The organism is Streptomyces sp. AM 4-1-1, assembly GCF_029167625.1.
GTDB lineage: Bacteria > Actinomycetota > Actinomycetes > Streptomycetales > Streptomycetaceae > Streptomyces.
In genome coordinates, this window is the sequence record NZ_CP119145.1 from 662,224 (window position 1) to 674,922 (window position 12,699).

The 12,699-nt window shown below is 70.7% G+C and carries 14 protein-coding genes and 1 pseudogene; 6 read left to right on the plus strand and 9 right to left on the minus strand.

What is annotated here, in order from left to right:
• The first annotated feature begins 40 nt into the window (after positions 1–40).
• Positions 41–553, plus strand: coding sequence for a DinB family protein (locus PZB75_RS02590; RefSeq protein WP_275533656.1), 513 nt, complete (start codon positions 41–43; stop codon positions 551–553).
• 245 nt (positions 554–798) lie between these two features.
• Positions 799–1,251 (plus strand): hypothetical protein, encoded by a 453-nt coding sequence (locus PZB75_RS02595; protein WP_275533657.1) that lies wholly within the window; start codon positions 799–801, stop codon positions 1,249–1,251.
• Between the two features lie 145 nt (positions 1,252–1,396).
• Here PZB75_RS02595 and PZB75_RS02600 read toward each other — a convergent pair whose 3' ends face one another.
• The 6 genes from PZB75_RS02600 to PZB75_RS02625 all read right to left on the minus strand — a co-directional run bounded on the left by PZB75_RS02600 (position 1,397) and on the right by PZB75_RS02625 (position 6,226).
• Complete coding sequence (locus PZB75_RS02600; RefSeq protein ID WP_275533658.1) at positions 1,397–1,870, minus strand: hypothetical protein; 474 nt, start codon at positions 1,868–1,870, stop codon at positions 1,397–1,399.
• A 334-nt stretch (positions 1,871–2,204) separates the two neighbouring features.
• On the minus strand, positions 2,205–2,888 hold the full coding sequence (locus PZB75_RS02605) for a uracil-DNA glycosylase (protein ID WP_275533659.1): 684 nt from the start codon (positions 2,886–2,888) through the stop codon (positions 2,205–2,207).
• A 193-nt stretch (positions 2,889–3,081) separates the two neighbouring features.
• Positions 3,082–3,837, minus strand: coding sequence for an SDR family oxidoreductase (locus PZB75_RS02610; RefSeq protein WP_275533660.1), 756 nt, complete (start codon positions 3,835–3,837; stop codon positions 3,082–3,084).
• A 17-nt stretch (positions 3,838–3,854) separates the two neighbouring features.
• Positions 3,855–4,616, minus strand: a complete 762-nt coding sequence (gene fabG, locus PZB75_RS02615; RefSeq protein ID WP_275533661.1) for a 3-oxoacyl-ACP reductase FabG — start codon at positions 4,614–4,616, stop codon at positions 3,855–3,857.
• 258 nt (positions 4,617–4,874) lie between these two features.
• Entirely contained in the window at positions 4,875–5,258 is a 384-nt protein-coding gene (locus PZB75_RS02620) for a DUF3037 domain-containing protein (RefSeq protein WP_275533662.1), read from the minus strand.
• Positions 5,255–6,226 carry a HipA family kinase gene (locus PZB75_RS02625; protein ID WP_275533663.1) on the minus strand — a complete coding sequence of 324 codons (972 nt, stop codon included), beginning with the start codon at positions 6,224–6,226 and terminating at the stop codon, positions 5,255–5,257. Before PZB75_RS02625 ends, PZB75_RS02620 begins: the two co-directional genes overlap by 4 nt.
• Before the next feature lie 206 nt (positions 6,227–6,432).
• Here PZB75_RS02625 and PZB75_RS02630 point away from each other — a divergent pair, with 206 nt between their 5' ends.
• Both PZB75_RS02630 and PZB75_RS02635 read left to right on the plus strand, forming a co-directional pair.
• On the plus strand, positions 6,433–6,957 hold the full coding sequence (locus PZB75_RS02630; protein ID WP_275533664.1) for a hypothetical protein: 525 nt from the start codon (positions 6,433–6,435) through the stop codon (positions 6,955–6,957).
• 85 nt (positions 6,958–7,042) lie between these two features.
• Positions 7,043–7,684: a response regulator transcription factor gene (locus PZB75_RS02635; RefSeq protein ID WP_275538555.1), complete on the plus strand. Its 642-nt coding sequence runs from the start codon at positions 7,043–7,045 to the stop codon at positions 7,682–7,684.
• A gap of 352 nt (positions 7,685–8,036) precedes the next feature.
• On the opposite strand, the gene PZB75_RS02640 is transcribed toward PZB75_RS02635, so the two are convergent.
• The 3 genes and pseudogenes from PZB75_RS02640 to PZB75_RS02650 all read right to left on the minus strand — a co-directional run bounded on the left by PZB75_RS02640 (position 8,037) and on the right by PZB75_RS02650 (position 10,958).
• On the minus strand, positions 8,037–9,104 hold the full coding sequence (locus tag PZB75_RS02640; RefSeq protein ID WP_275533665.1) for an EamA family transporter: 1,068 nt from the start codon (positions 9,102–9,104) through the stop codon (positions 8,037–8,039).
• Between the two features lie 182 nt (positions 9,105–9,286).
• A pseudogene (locus PZB75_RS02645) lies at positions 9,287–9,948 on the minus strand (Clp protease N-terminal domain-containing protein).
• Between the two features lie 380 nt (positions 9,949–10,328).
• The gene (locus PZB75_RS02650; RefSeq protein ID WP_275533666.1) at positions 10,329–10,958 is read right to left on the minus strand and encodes a PadR family transcriptional regulator; all 630 of its coding nucleotides are present in this window, start codon (positions 10,956–10,958) and stop codon (positions 10,329–10,331) included.
• Positions 10,959–11,212: 254 nt separating this feature from the next.
• Between PZB75_RS02650 and PZB75_RS02655 the strand changes: the two genes are divergently transcribed.
• Positions 11,213–11,638: a VOC family protein gene (locus PZB75_RS02655; RefSeq protein ID WP_275538556.1), complete on the plus strand. Its 426-nt coding sequence runs from the start codon at positions 11,213–11,215 to the stop codon at positions 11,636–11,638.
• A gap of 191 nt (positions 11,639–11,829) precedes the next feature.
• Complete coding sequence (locus tag PZB75_RS02660; RefSeq protein WP_275533667.1) at positions 11,830–12,588, plus strand: TnsA-like heteromeric transposase endonuclease subunit; 759 nt, start codon at positions 11,830–11,832, stop codon at positions 12,586–12,588.
• Positions 12,589–12,699 lie beyond the last annotated feature (111 nt).

Here is a 12,699-nt window from a genome sequence, read left to right on the forward strand (position 1 = left end):
GCCTGGCCGACCGGGTGGGCGATGGCGGAGGATGACGGACATGATTCATGACGAACGGTCCGAACCCTCCTTCACCGCCGCCGAACGCCCCATGCTGGAGGGCTGGCTCGACTATCACCGCGAGACCCTGGTGCTGAAGTGCGCCGGTCTCACCGACGCCCAGTTGCGGCAGGCATCGGTACCCCCGTCTGAACTCAGCCTGCTCGGACTGGTCCGGCACATGGCCGAGGTGGAACGCGGCTGGTTCCGTGCGGTGCTCGCGGGCGAGGACGTGCCACCGATCTACGGCACCGCCGAAGATCCGGACGGCGAGTTCCACCTCGCCGAGCGGGACACCTGGGAGGAGGCCCGCACCACCTGGCAGGCCGAGATCGCGCGGGCCCGGGAACTCGCCGCGAAGGCCGGGCTGGACGATCTGTCGGCCGGTCTGAGCCGCGCGGGCGAGCCGTACAACCTGCGGTGGATCTACACCCACATGATCGAGGAGTACGCCCGGCACAACGGCCACGCCGACCTGGTACGGGAGCGGATCGACGGGGTCACCGGCGACTGACCGCCCACGGACCGGGACTCTCCTGGGGACCGGTCGGGCGCGACCGGCCACGGAACCGGGACCGGTCGGCCGGACGTACCGCCCGAGCACCCGAGCGAGCGAGGCCCGGGCGAACGGACGTGCTGGGGGCCAGGACGGTCGCGACGTGCGGGGCTCGTCCGTTGCGCCGGCCGGGGTCACTCATGCGGGCCAATCCTGCCCGGAGGGCTCCCTCGACGGGCCGTCCGCACAGCAGAGTTGTCCAGGTGCATCGAACCAGAATCATCGCGAAGTTCCTGGTGGGGGTGGCAGCGGTCACCGCCCTCTCCGGCTGTGTGTCCGTCTCGCCGCAGCAGGGCGTCCCGGCCCGTACCGGGATCAGCCACCCGGACCGGAACGTGGCGCCGCAGATCGCGCGGCCACCGGTCAGGGACACCTTGGAGGCGGTACCGGACCCGGTCCCGTCGCACATCCGGCCGACCACCGAGCGGCAGTCCCCGGCGGCCGGGCCCGCCGAGCCGGACCCGCCACGACGTCACCACACCGGTACGACGAACCCGCACCACCACCGCGCGCCGGACACCCGGCCCGCGCCCGTCCTCACGCTGCCCGGCGGCCCGGTCGGTGGCGCGGACGTGTGCGCGCTCGGGCGGGGATACGGGCGGTGGCCGGCGAACAGTCCCCAGGCACGCATCTGCGAGGAGACGTACGGCCGCTGAGCACGTGCGGACCCGAGGTGCCGGGTCCGCGTGTACGAACGCGAGGTGCGGGGTCCGTCGGCCGGGGAGCCGGAGGGGCCGGAGACCGGGCTCCGCGGATGAACGGCCCGGTCAGGGCGACCCCGCACCCGTGTCCCCGCACACGTCACGGCTCTCCGAGCCGCCGCTCCAGCCGTGCGATGGCCGCGCGCACGTCCTCGCCGTATCCGTCGTCCACGAGGGCGTCGGATGCGGCCCGCGCCCGGTCCAGGTGGAGGCGTGCCGCGTCCGGCCGGTGGAGCCTGACGTAGTCCGCCGCGAGGCTGAGGTGGAGCGAGGGGTAGAACGCCCGTGCCGCGAGCCTGTCCTGACCGCGTGCCGTCCGCTCGTCCGTCATCCCGTCGGCGGCGGCAAGCGCTCTCAGGTCCCACGCCAGTTCGTCCCCCGGATCGTCCTGGGCCGCGGCCATGTAGTGGGCGAGGGTGCAGCGGTGGAGGGGGTCACCGCCCTCCCCCAACTGCGACCAGAGCCGGCCGAGACGATTGCGTGCCTCTTCCCGGTCGCCGCCGTGCAGCAGCATGACCGCCTGGCCGATCCTGGTCGGCACCGTCTCCGCCGGCGCATCCTGCCGCTCCGTCATCTCGGTCTCCCTCACGCCCCGTCCGGCCCGTTCCGGTCGGTCCCGACGCTAAGGGGTGCTCCGTGACGCCTGGTGGACCGGCGCGCGGCGACGGGTGCGGCGGACCGCGGGACGGAAGGGACCTGGAGGTGTGGGGCGGAAAGGGGGGAGGACGCTCGCACGCCGGACACGTACGGGCGTCCCGACAACGACGGCGAGGTACCCGAGGGCCCTTCGACGCGCGCCCGCCGTGGACCACGGGGCGGCCGTCGGCCCGCCACCGGACGTCCCGCACGGGTCCGGGCGGCGGCGGACGGCTGCCGGCCGGACGCGGGTGGGTGCGAGTGCGGGTGGATCAGCCCAGGTCGGGGATGCGCCAGTCGATGGGCTCGTGCCCCTGGGCGGCGACGGCCTCGTTTATCTGTGTGAACGGCCGGGAGCCGAAGAACCTCTTGGCCGACAGCGGTGAAGGGTGCGCCCCCTTCACCACCACGTGGCGCTCCTCGTCGATCAGCGGGAGCTTCTTCTGGGCGTAGTTCCCCCAGAGCACGAAGACCGCCGGGTCGGGCCGCTCGGCGACCGCGCGGATCACCGCGTCGGTGACCTTCTCCCAGCCCTTGGCCTTGTGCGAGTTGGCCTCGCCCGCCCGTACGGTCAGCACCGCGTTGAGCAGCAGCACCCCCTGCTCGGCCCACGGCATCAGATAGCCGTTGTCGGGGACGGGGAGGCCCAGCTCCTCCTTCATCTCCTTGTAGATGTTCCGCAGCGACGGAGGGGTCCTGACACCCGGCCGCACGGAGAAGCACAGACCGTGGCCCTGCCCCTCACCGTGATACGGATCCTGGCCGAGGACGAGCACCTTGACCCGGTCGTAGGGCGTGGCGTCGAGGGCGGCGAAGACCTCTTCACGCGGCGGGTAGACCGGTCCCTTCGCCCGTTCGTCCTCGACGAAGTCGACGAGTTCCTTGAAGTACGGCTTCTGCAGTTCCTCGCCGAGGACGCCGCGCCAGGACTCGGGCAGCAGGTCGGTAGCGGTCACGTCAACAACCTCCGTTGTGCATCGGGCTCTCGATCACAGAACCTACCGGGGGCCACTGACAACGCTCACCGACAGCCGGTTCCGCGACGAGCTACCCGCCTTCGCGCGTCCGCTCGCCGGAGCGGCGGCGACGTCCTGCCGGGGCCGCATCCGGCCCCGACAGGACGCTCGACGCGCCTGTGACGCAACTACCTCACCCCATGCCGGAGTTGAGGAAGATGCCGCCGTCGACCACCAGCGTCTGTCCGGTGACCCAGGCAGCCTGGTCCGAGGTGAGGAACGCGGCGGCGCCCGCGATGTCCTCCGGAACACCGAGGCGTCCGAGCGGGTACGCGGACGCCGCTTCCGCTTCCCGCCCCTCGTACAGCGCCTGCGCGAACCTGGTCCTCACCACGCCGGGCGCGATCGCGTTGACCCTGACGACCGGGGCGAATTCGTGCGCCAGCTGGAGGGTCAGATTGATCATGGCGGCCTTGCTCATGCCGTACGCGCCGATGAACGGCGAGGCGCCGATCCCCGCGATCGAGGCGATGTTGACGATCGCCCCGCCGTTCTCCTTCTGCCACGCCTCCCAGGTCAGCTGGGCGAACCCGAGCGCCGAGAGCACATTGGTGTCGTACACCTTCCGGGCCACGTCGAGGTCCAGCTCCGCGATGGGGCCGAGGACCGGGTTCGTGCCGGCGTTGTTGACCAGGAGGTCGACGCGGCCGAACGCCTCCATCGTGCGTGCGACGGCCGCCGCACGGTGCGCCTCGTCGTGCGCCTTGCCCGCCACCCCGATCACCCGGTCGGGTCCCAGCCTCTCGACGGCCTCCTTCAGTGCCCCCTCACCACGTCCGGTGACGCACACCCGGTCGCCGCGGGCGACGAACGCCTCGGCGATGCCGTATCCGATCCCGCGGCTCGCCCCGGTCACCAGGGCGACCCGTCCGCTGTCCCGTACAGTCATGTCGGCCTCCCCCGGGTTCAGTTGAGCGGTCCGCCGGCGACGTACAGCACCTGTCCGGAGACGAAGCCCGCGTCGTCACCGGTGAAGAAGGCGATGGCGTTCGAGATGTCCTCGGGCCGGCCGACCCGTTGCACCGGGATCTGGGTGGCGGCTGCGGCCTGGAACTCCTCGAAACCCATGCCGATGCGGGCGGCGGTCCGCGCGGTCATCTCGGTGACGATGAAGCCGGGGGCGACGGCGTTGGCGGTGACGCCGAACTTTCCGAGTTCCTTGGCCAGTGTCTTGGTGAGGCCCTGGAGTCCGGCCTTGACCGCGGAGTAGTTGGCCTGCCCCCGGTTGCCGAGCGCCGAGGACGACGACAGCGAGACGATCCGGCCGAACCCGGCGTCCACCATGTGCTTCTGCACCGCCCTGGCCATCAGGAAGGCGCCCTTGAGGTGCACGTTCATCACGAGGTCCCAGTCGGACTCGCTCATCTTGAAGAGCAGGTTGTCGCGGAGCACGCCCGCGTTGTTGACCAGGATCGTCGGCGCGCCGAGTTCGGTCGCGACCCGCGCGACGGCGGCCTCCACCTGGGCGCTGTCCGACACGTCACAGCCGACGGCGAGAGCGGTGCCCCCGGCGGTCGTGATCTTCTCGACCGTCTCCCCGCAGGCCGCCTCGTCGAGATCGAGTACGGCGACGGCGCGGCCCTCGGCCGCCAGGCGCACGGCGGTGGCGGCGCCGATGCCTCGCGCCGCTCCCGTCACGATGGCGACGCGCTGCTCGGTGGTGGACATGTTTGGCTCTCCTCGCCCTTGGGTCGCGGTTCAGCGGACCTCGGAGCCCGCCCCTCCGGCATGACCGACCGGGCGGAACACAACTCCCGATGACTGAGCAACCGCTTAGTACCTTCAGCAGACGAGACGCTAGAAGCCATGGCACCCGGTGTCAACGGCCCACCGGAACAGCGGCCATGTCGCACCGCTCCGGGCGTGGTGGCCGGAGCGGTGCCGCACCGTCAGCGGCCGCCACGGGCGCCGCCGCCCGAGCCGCCCTCAGCGCACCAGCAGCTCCAGCAGGCGTTCGACCTCGGCCTGCGGATCGAGCGTGAGGCCACTGTGCACCGGGCCCGGCTGCACGACCGTGGAACGTGGTGCGACCAGCCAGCGAAACCGTCGCCCCGGGTCGTCGCCCGCCGCCTGTCCCGCCGCCGCGCCGCCGTCGCACAGGCCCTCGACGGCGCGCAGCGCGGCCCGCACCCCGGCGGGGTCCGCGTCCGGGGCCAGCACCCTCAGCTTGTCCTCGTCCAGATGGGTACGGGCCGCGACGAAGGACCGCGCACGGCAGTACACCAGCACCCCGGCGTTGAAGCACTCGCCCCGCTCGACCCGCGGTACGACACGCAGCAGCGCGTACTCGAATACATCGCGCCCGCTCACCGCTTACCGTCCTTCTCGTTGTCGCTCCCGCAGCGCTCGCCGCCCGCGTCGCCGACGGCGCGGACGCCACCGACGTCACCGGCGCCGCTCCGGACCGCTTCGCGCTCCGCGGCGGCCGCTTCCCTTTCCTGCCGGTCCTTCTTCGTCGGATGCGGCCAGGGGGTCAGGTGCTCGGTGAGCCAGCCGGGCGCCCGGGACGGCGGGCCGGGCCTGGGCGCGTCCATCGAGATCCGCTCGTGGATCGTGCCGGCGCGCGCCAGCAGCGGTTTCACATAGGCGCGGCGCAGTGCCTCCGTGGTATCGAACCCGGGTTCGTCGATCAGCCAGGCTTCGGGCACGTCGGCGGCCACCTCGGTCAGCAGTTCCTCGGTGACCCGGGGGGCCAGCTCGGCGGCGGCGGCCTCGATGTCGGGACCGAAGGGGGCCAGGACATGGTCGGACGCGTTGTACGGCTTGGCGGCCGAGGCCCGCGCGCCCGGCCAGTTGTGGTGCCAGATCATCGTGGCACCATGGTCGATCAGCCAGACGTCGCTGTGCCAGACCAGCATGTTGGGGTTGCGCCAGGACCGGTCGACGTTGTTGATCAGGGCGTCGAACCAGACGATCCGGCCGGCCTCCGCCGGGTCCACCTGATAGGCGAGCGGGTCGAATCCGATGGAACCCGGCAGGTAGTCCATCCCCAGATTGAGTCCACCGCTCGCCTTGAGCAGCTCCTGCACTTCCTGGTCCGGCTCCGCCAGTCCGATCACGGGGTCGAGCTGGATGGTGACGAGTTCGGGGACCCGGAGCCCCAGCCGTCGGCCCAGCTCGCCACAGATGATCTCCGCGACGAGGGTCTTCCGGCCCTGCCCCGCCCCGGTGAACTTCATGACGTACGTACCGAGATCGTCGGCCTCGACGATCCCGGGGAGCGAACCGCCCTCACGCAGGGGCGTGACGTAGCGGGTCGCTGTCACTTCCGTAAGCACTTTCCCAGGCCACCCGTCTATTCAGCCTTGCAATTCATGTCCGACTTCAGAGGGGAGCAGCAGCGTGAACCGCCCGTCAACGGCTCTGAGGAAAGTCTGGGGAGTTTCGAACGGCATGTGGTTCTCCCTGCCTCCCGAGGAGTCCGTCGATGACAGTGCGCCTCTTGCCTCCGGCCTCCGGCGTGAAGTGAGCATAGTAACCGAGGGTGATCGCGGCCAGGAGTGCCGAGCAGCTCGGGCAGGTCGGCCAGGGTCCGGGGGTCCGGGTGACGGCCCTGCCGGACTGCCTTGCACTCGTTGTGGTCAATGGGGCGGGCGCGGGCATGCGTACGGGCGTGGGTGCCTTCCGGACGTCCGGGCACGGCCTGCCCGGGCTGGCCGAGCGCGTGCGGCCGCTGCACGGTGAGATCGAGGTCGGCCCGGACGGGCCGCGGCACTGGCGGCTGGCGGTACGGCTGCCGGTACGGCTGCCGGTACGGCTGCCGGTACGGCTGCCGGTACGGCTGCCGGTACGGCTGCCGGTACGGCTGCCGGTACGGCTGCCGGTACGGCTGCCGGTACGGCTGCCGGTACGGCTGCCGGTACGGCTGCCGGTACGGCTGCCGGTACGGCTGCCGGTACGGCTGCCGGTACGGCTGCCGGTACGGCTGCCGGTACGGCTGCCGGTACGGCTGCCGGTACGGCTGCCGGTACGGCTGCCGGTACGGCTGCCGGTACGGCTGCCGGCATGACCGCCATCGACGCGAGCTCAGCCGCCATGACGGATTCCCGCTCCCACCCGCCGCCACCAGCCCTGCCCGTACCCCCGTCACCCTCCTGATCGCGGACGACGACGAGGTGACCCGCAGCGGTCTGCGCACCTTGCTCGCGGCGCAGCCGGGGATCTCGGTGGTCGGGGAGGCCGCCGACGGCGTCGAGGCCGTCGAGCAGGTGCGGAGGCTGCGGCCGGACGTGGTCCTGATGGATGTGCGGATGCCGCGTCGCGACGGGATCGAGGCCACCCGGCAACTCCTTGCCGAGCCGGCCGAACCTCCGGAGGTCGTGGTGATCACCACCTTCGAGAACGACGGCTACGTCACTGCGGCGCTCAGTGCGGGGGCCAGCGGGTTCGTGCTCAAGCGGCTTCCGGTCCGGCAGATCGCCGAGGCGGTACGCGTGGTGGCGGCGGGGGAAGCGGTCCTCTTCCCGGCAGCCCTGCGCCGGATGGTCGCCGCCCGCCCGCTGAGTTCCGCCGAGGCGTTGCCGAAGGCGGCGCTGACGGAGCGGGAGGAGGAGGTGCTGCGGCTGGTTGCCACCGGCCGGTCCAACCCGGAGATCGCACAGTCGCTCGTGGTGAGCCTGGAGACGGTGAAGACGCACGTCGGGAACGTGCTGACCAAGCTCGGCGCGCAGAACCGGACCCACGCGGTGGTGATCGCGTACGAATCGGGTCTGGTGGTGCCGGGGTTCACCGGCTGACGCACAACACGGCCCGCGCGATCGCCATCGAAGCATCCCTCCGGTTCGGAGAGCCCCAGAACCCCGACACCGCAGGTCAGCTCACCAGTTGGGCAACTTCACGACGTACGTGCCGGGATCGTCGGCCTCGACGATCCCGGGGAGCGAACCGCCCTCACGTAGGGGCGTGACGTAGTGGGTCGCAGTCACCTCGTTCAGTATTGTCCTGGACCGCCTGAGTCTTCAGCCTCGCGATCCACGTCACAACCCTGTTGTCGCCGACCGGATGGTCACAGACCCGCGAGACGGAGCATGACGTCGGGGGCGATCCGACGGTCTCCGCGACTCAGACGCACCCTGATCGCTCCTATCCTCATCGCTCGGTACGACCGACCGGCAGCGCTCCTCCGTCCACGTCCGGCGCCGCGCCAGGGGCCGGACCTGCCCCCGCCTCCGCATCCGCTCCCACCCCCGACGCCGACGGGCCGGGCGGCGCCTTCGGGGTCGCCGCCTGGGCGATGAACGCACCGATCAACACCACGCAACCGCCCGCCAGTTGCGGCGCGGAGAGGTGTTCCCCGAGCAGCACCCAGGCGAGCACGGTCGCGATGACCGCCTCCAGACAGGCGACGACTCCGGCCACCTGCGGGGAGAGCAAGCGTACGGAGACCACTCCGGTGACGTACGCGAGCACGGTGGCGAACAGGACGATCCACAGCAACAGCAGAACCGCGGGAACGTCGTCGCCGTCCATGCGCGCGTCGCCGCCGAGAAGGGACCAGTTCATGCCCCAGGGGCGGGCGACGGCCGTGAGGACGGCGGCACCGATCAGCAGCCCGTACGCGATGACACCGACCGGGTGCGGGGGCCCGGGGGAGGCCGGAAGGGTGGGAGCGTCCCCGAGGGCGGGTGGGTTCCGACTCCCCTGGTCGGACAGTACGAAGTAGCCCACCTGACAGCAGGCCGCGCCGAGAGCGAGCAGCAGCCCCACCGCGTCGAAACCGAGACCCGCCCACACCTCGACCACACAGGCGAGGCCACCGACCGCGAGGATCACGCCGACCGCCGCGGCCCGGGTGACGGCGCGACGCTGTACGAACCTGACCCAGCCGAGGACCAGCGCGGGCGCCAGATACTCGACGAGCAGGGCCACTCCGACGGGGATACGGGAGATCGCGGCGAAGTAGCAGGCCTGGACGCCCGCGACGGCGAGCAGGCCGAACCCGACGAGCAACGCGGGCCGTTCGCGTACGAGACGCCGATGACGCCAGGCGGCCGGCAGCATGACGAGCGCGGCGCCGGCCACGCGCAGCCAGACCACATGCAGCGGATCGAGCCCCGCTTCGATCAGCGGCTTGGCCGCGACCCCTGAACCACCGAACGCGAAGGCCGACACCAGGGCGAGTCCCAGGCCGGCGCTTCTTCCCTGAGACGCGAGCATCGGCACATCATGACAGGCACCAACAGGACCGTCACCACTGTCACACCTGTCACTTCGCTCCGCCCGGCCCGGCCGTCACCGCGAGACGCGGGTGTCAGCCTCGTCCGGCTGCCCCTCGGCCTCGTCGCCTCACGCGCACCGTCGACCCCATGTGTCACGCGCACACCATCGATCCTGTACGACTACGACTCCTGCGCGCCGCCGGTCTCGTACGTCTCGTACACCCCGCCCGCACCGCCACCGAGTCCGTCACCCGCCCCGTCCGCGCCCCCACCCCGGTGCGGCGACGGCGTCCGCGATTCCGCCCGGTCCGCGACACGCCGGGCCAGCAGCGCCGTGTCGACGCCCGCTCGCTCCAGTACGTCCACGGCGCGGCACTCCCGGCCAGCACGGCCAGCACGGCCAGCAGGTCGAGCCCGGTGGCCCTCGCCGCGCCCCGCCGATCCGCACGGGCCCGCGCGCCGTCCATGGCCGCCACCGCCGGGACCGACCACCCCACCTTCGGGAGCGAGGGACCCCCGGCACCTGGCTGCGGGACCACGGGAACGGCTCCGGAGTCCTCGACGGAGCTCTGCCACCGGAGGCCGTAACCGATGCTGCGCTGGACGAGATAGCCGAGCACCTTGGCAAGCTGTGGGCCGCCGTCGAAGACGGCCCGCACCTCGGCGTCCGACTCGATGAGGGAGTGCAGCAGATGGGCCGTGTCGATCTGCCGGTCCCCGTCGCGCAGCGCGCGCCTGCGGGCGCCCGTCACGACCGAGGACAGCTCCGGGGTGAGGTCGGCGTCGAGTTCGGCACGGTCCGCTGCGGGCTGTCGAGGAATCCGCGGTGTCCGGTTTTGCACACCTCTCACCCCATCAGCCGCCCGGCGCGGGAGCATCCCCGGAGAGACCTGTTCGCGCGTCCCACCCTGGTTGGGCGCATGAGAGTGGTTCCTCCTCCTCGCGGATGAGATCGGCATGTATCCGGAACTCACCCGGCAAAACCGCGCGCGCCGCCTTGCCCGGAGACTCCGGGGACGAGTCGGGCGCGCCTCGCGGCGCCGATTCCTCGGACGAGAAGGCACGAACAGGCACGAAAACGCGCGAGAAGGAACCTTCCCCGGCCCGGGAGACCCGCCCCGTACCCCGAATACGCACCAGAACACACGACGGGCCCCGCGGTCGCGCCGCCGCCGCGGGGCCCGTCTCCTCACGTTCCGCCGTCCGTCCGGTTCTGACCGGCTCAGTCCTCGTCGGCGAGGATCAGATACAACCGCTTGCGCGCGTCGTTGACGACGCCGAGCGCCTTCTGCCGCTGATTCGCCGAGCCGGTCTTCCAGACCTGGGCGAAGGCCTCCATCAGACCGGCCCCGGCGTGCCGGATCTCGTTGGCGCTCTCCCAGTCGATCCCGCGCCCGGCCTCCTCCCAGGGCGCGTCCGGTCCGCTCTCGGACTCGGCGCGACCGGTGTCGGTGAGCGTGAACAGCTTCTTGCCGCCCTCGCTCGCGCTGGTGATCAGCCCCTCGTCCTCCAGCAGCTGGAGCGTGGGATAGACCGAACCCGGGCTGGGCCGCCAGGCCCCACCACTGCGCTCGCCGATCTCCTGGATCATCTCGTATCCGTGCATCGGCCGGTCCTTCAGCAGCGCCAGGATCGAAGCGCGCACATCACCGCGCCGCGCCCGTCCCCTGCCGCCGCCACGACCGCGTCCGCCGCCGAAGGGACCACCGAAAGGACCACCGCCGCCGAAGGGCGGCCCGAACGCCCCGAAGGCGGCCCGCCGCTCCTCGAAGTCTCCCCGGTCCCACCGCGGCGGTCCCTGGTGGTGGCCATGCCCATGTCCGTGCTCATGCTCGTGTCCGTGTGAACGCATCGTCGACTCCTTCAATCGTTGATCTGTCGCGATACGCCAACGATATATCGCTAATACTCGTTCGGCAAGGTCTCGATGGGGTCTGTTGTCCCGTCTCACGCGAATTGGCCCCTGTCTCAGATGACCTGGTCCGATTCGCTCGTCGTCCCAGGTGATCTGGCCCGTTGACGCTGCTCATGTCACGCGAGACCTCGGCCCGCCTGCCGTGGAACCCGGGGATTTCGGTGAACGACACGCGCCAATATGGTGGGTCGATGACGTCGATCAAGAAGTTCCAAGTCACCTTTGACTGCGCAGAACCTGAACGCCTCGCTCGTTTCTGGTGCGAGGTGCTGGGGTACGTCGTACCGCCGCCGGAGGGGTTTGCCACTTGGGACGCTTTCAAGGGCTCGCAGCCATCTGAGCAGCGGGATTCGTGGTTCGCCTGCATTGATCCCTCCGGTGTGGGCCCGCGGCTGTACTTCCAGCGCGTCCCCGAGGGGAAGGCCGCCAAGAACCGGGTGCATCTTGATGTGCGGGTCGGCACTGGACTCGTGGGTGAAGAGCGGCTCGCCGCACTCGAGGCCGAATGTGCACGGTTGGTCCCGCTTGGCGCGGTACACGTGCAAACGCTGTACGACGGCAACGATGCGTGCATCCCGATGCTGGACATCGAGGGCAACGAGTTCTGTATCGACTGAGGGGGCCGCGAACCTGTGCCGTTCTCTCTACTCGTACGAGAGGGCCTGGTCTGTGGTCTCAAGTGATCTGCTTCTTGCGGTGTACGAAACCGGTGGTCGCTCGATGGGGTGACGCCTTCTGGATCCGGGGCATGGCATCGCACCGGGTGGCCGACGCTTACAGCAGGGGGGAGCGCGTCGGGGAGGTGGCCGTGAGCGAGCCTGCGGAGGCTGGATCCGCCTGGGAGTACGCGTCGGACGTACAGGTGGGGTTCGTTGGCGTCGACGGGGTCGGGCGGCTTGGTTCACTGGCCCGCTACTGGGATGAGCCTTTCGAACGTGCCGCCCCGGTCAGGAAGTTCATCGCGTTCAAGGGACAGAAGAACTTCACGGGTGACTACTGGGCAGCGACCTCGCGTGACCTGGTGGGTTACGAGTCGTGGGTCGAGCGGGACGCCGCGATGGCCCTGGACTTCGACCCTTCCGTGGTTGCCCTGGCCTCGCAGCCCTTCAGTCTGACCTGGTGGGATGGCGAACGGGATCATCAGCACACCCCGGACTACTTCGCTCGGCTGGCTGACGGCACTGGTGTGGTGGTCGATGTCCGTCCGGAGAGCCTCGTCGACGAGGAGGCGGCCGGGGTCTTCGCGTTCACCGAGGGAGTCTGCGCGACGGTGGGGTGGCAGTTCCGGCTGGTTGGGGACTTGGGGCAGCCGTTCCAAGCCAATCTGCGCTGGCTGGCGCGCTACCGGCACCTTCGTTGCTATCGGGCGTCGGTAGCAGCGTTGTTGCGGCAGCTGTTCGTCGAACCGCAGCGGCTCTTTATCGGGGCGGACCGTGTCGGTGACCGGGAGGCGGTGCTGCCGACGCTCTATCACCTGCTCTGGAAGCACGAACTGACGGCCGATCTGGTCTCGCGTCCGCTGGGCGGTGGGACGCTCGTCAGCCTGGCGACGGGGAGGACAGCGTGAGGTCTGCGCGTCCGGGACGGCTGCGGCTGGGTGATCGGGTCAGGTTCGAGAGGAGTACGTACACGGTCGTCGCGCTGACCGGGATGCGGGTTCGCCTGGCTGATGTTCATG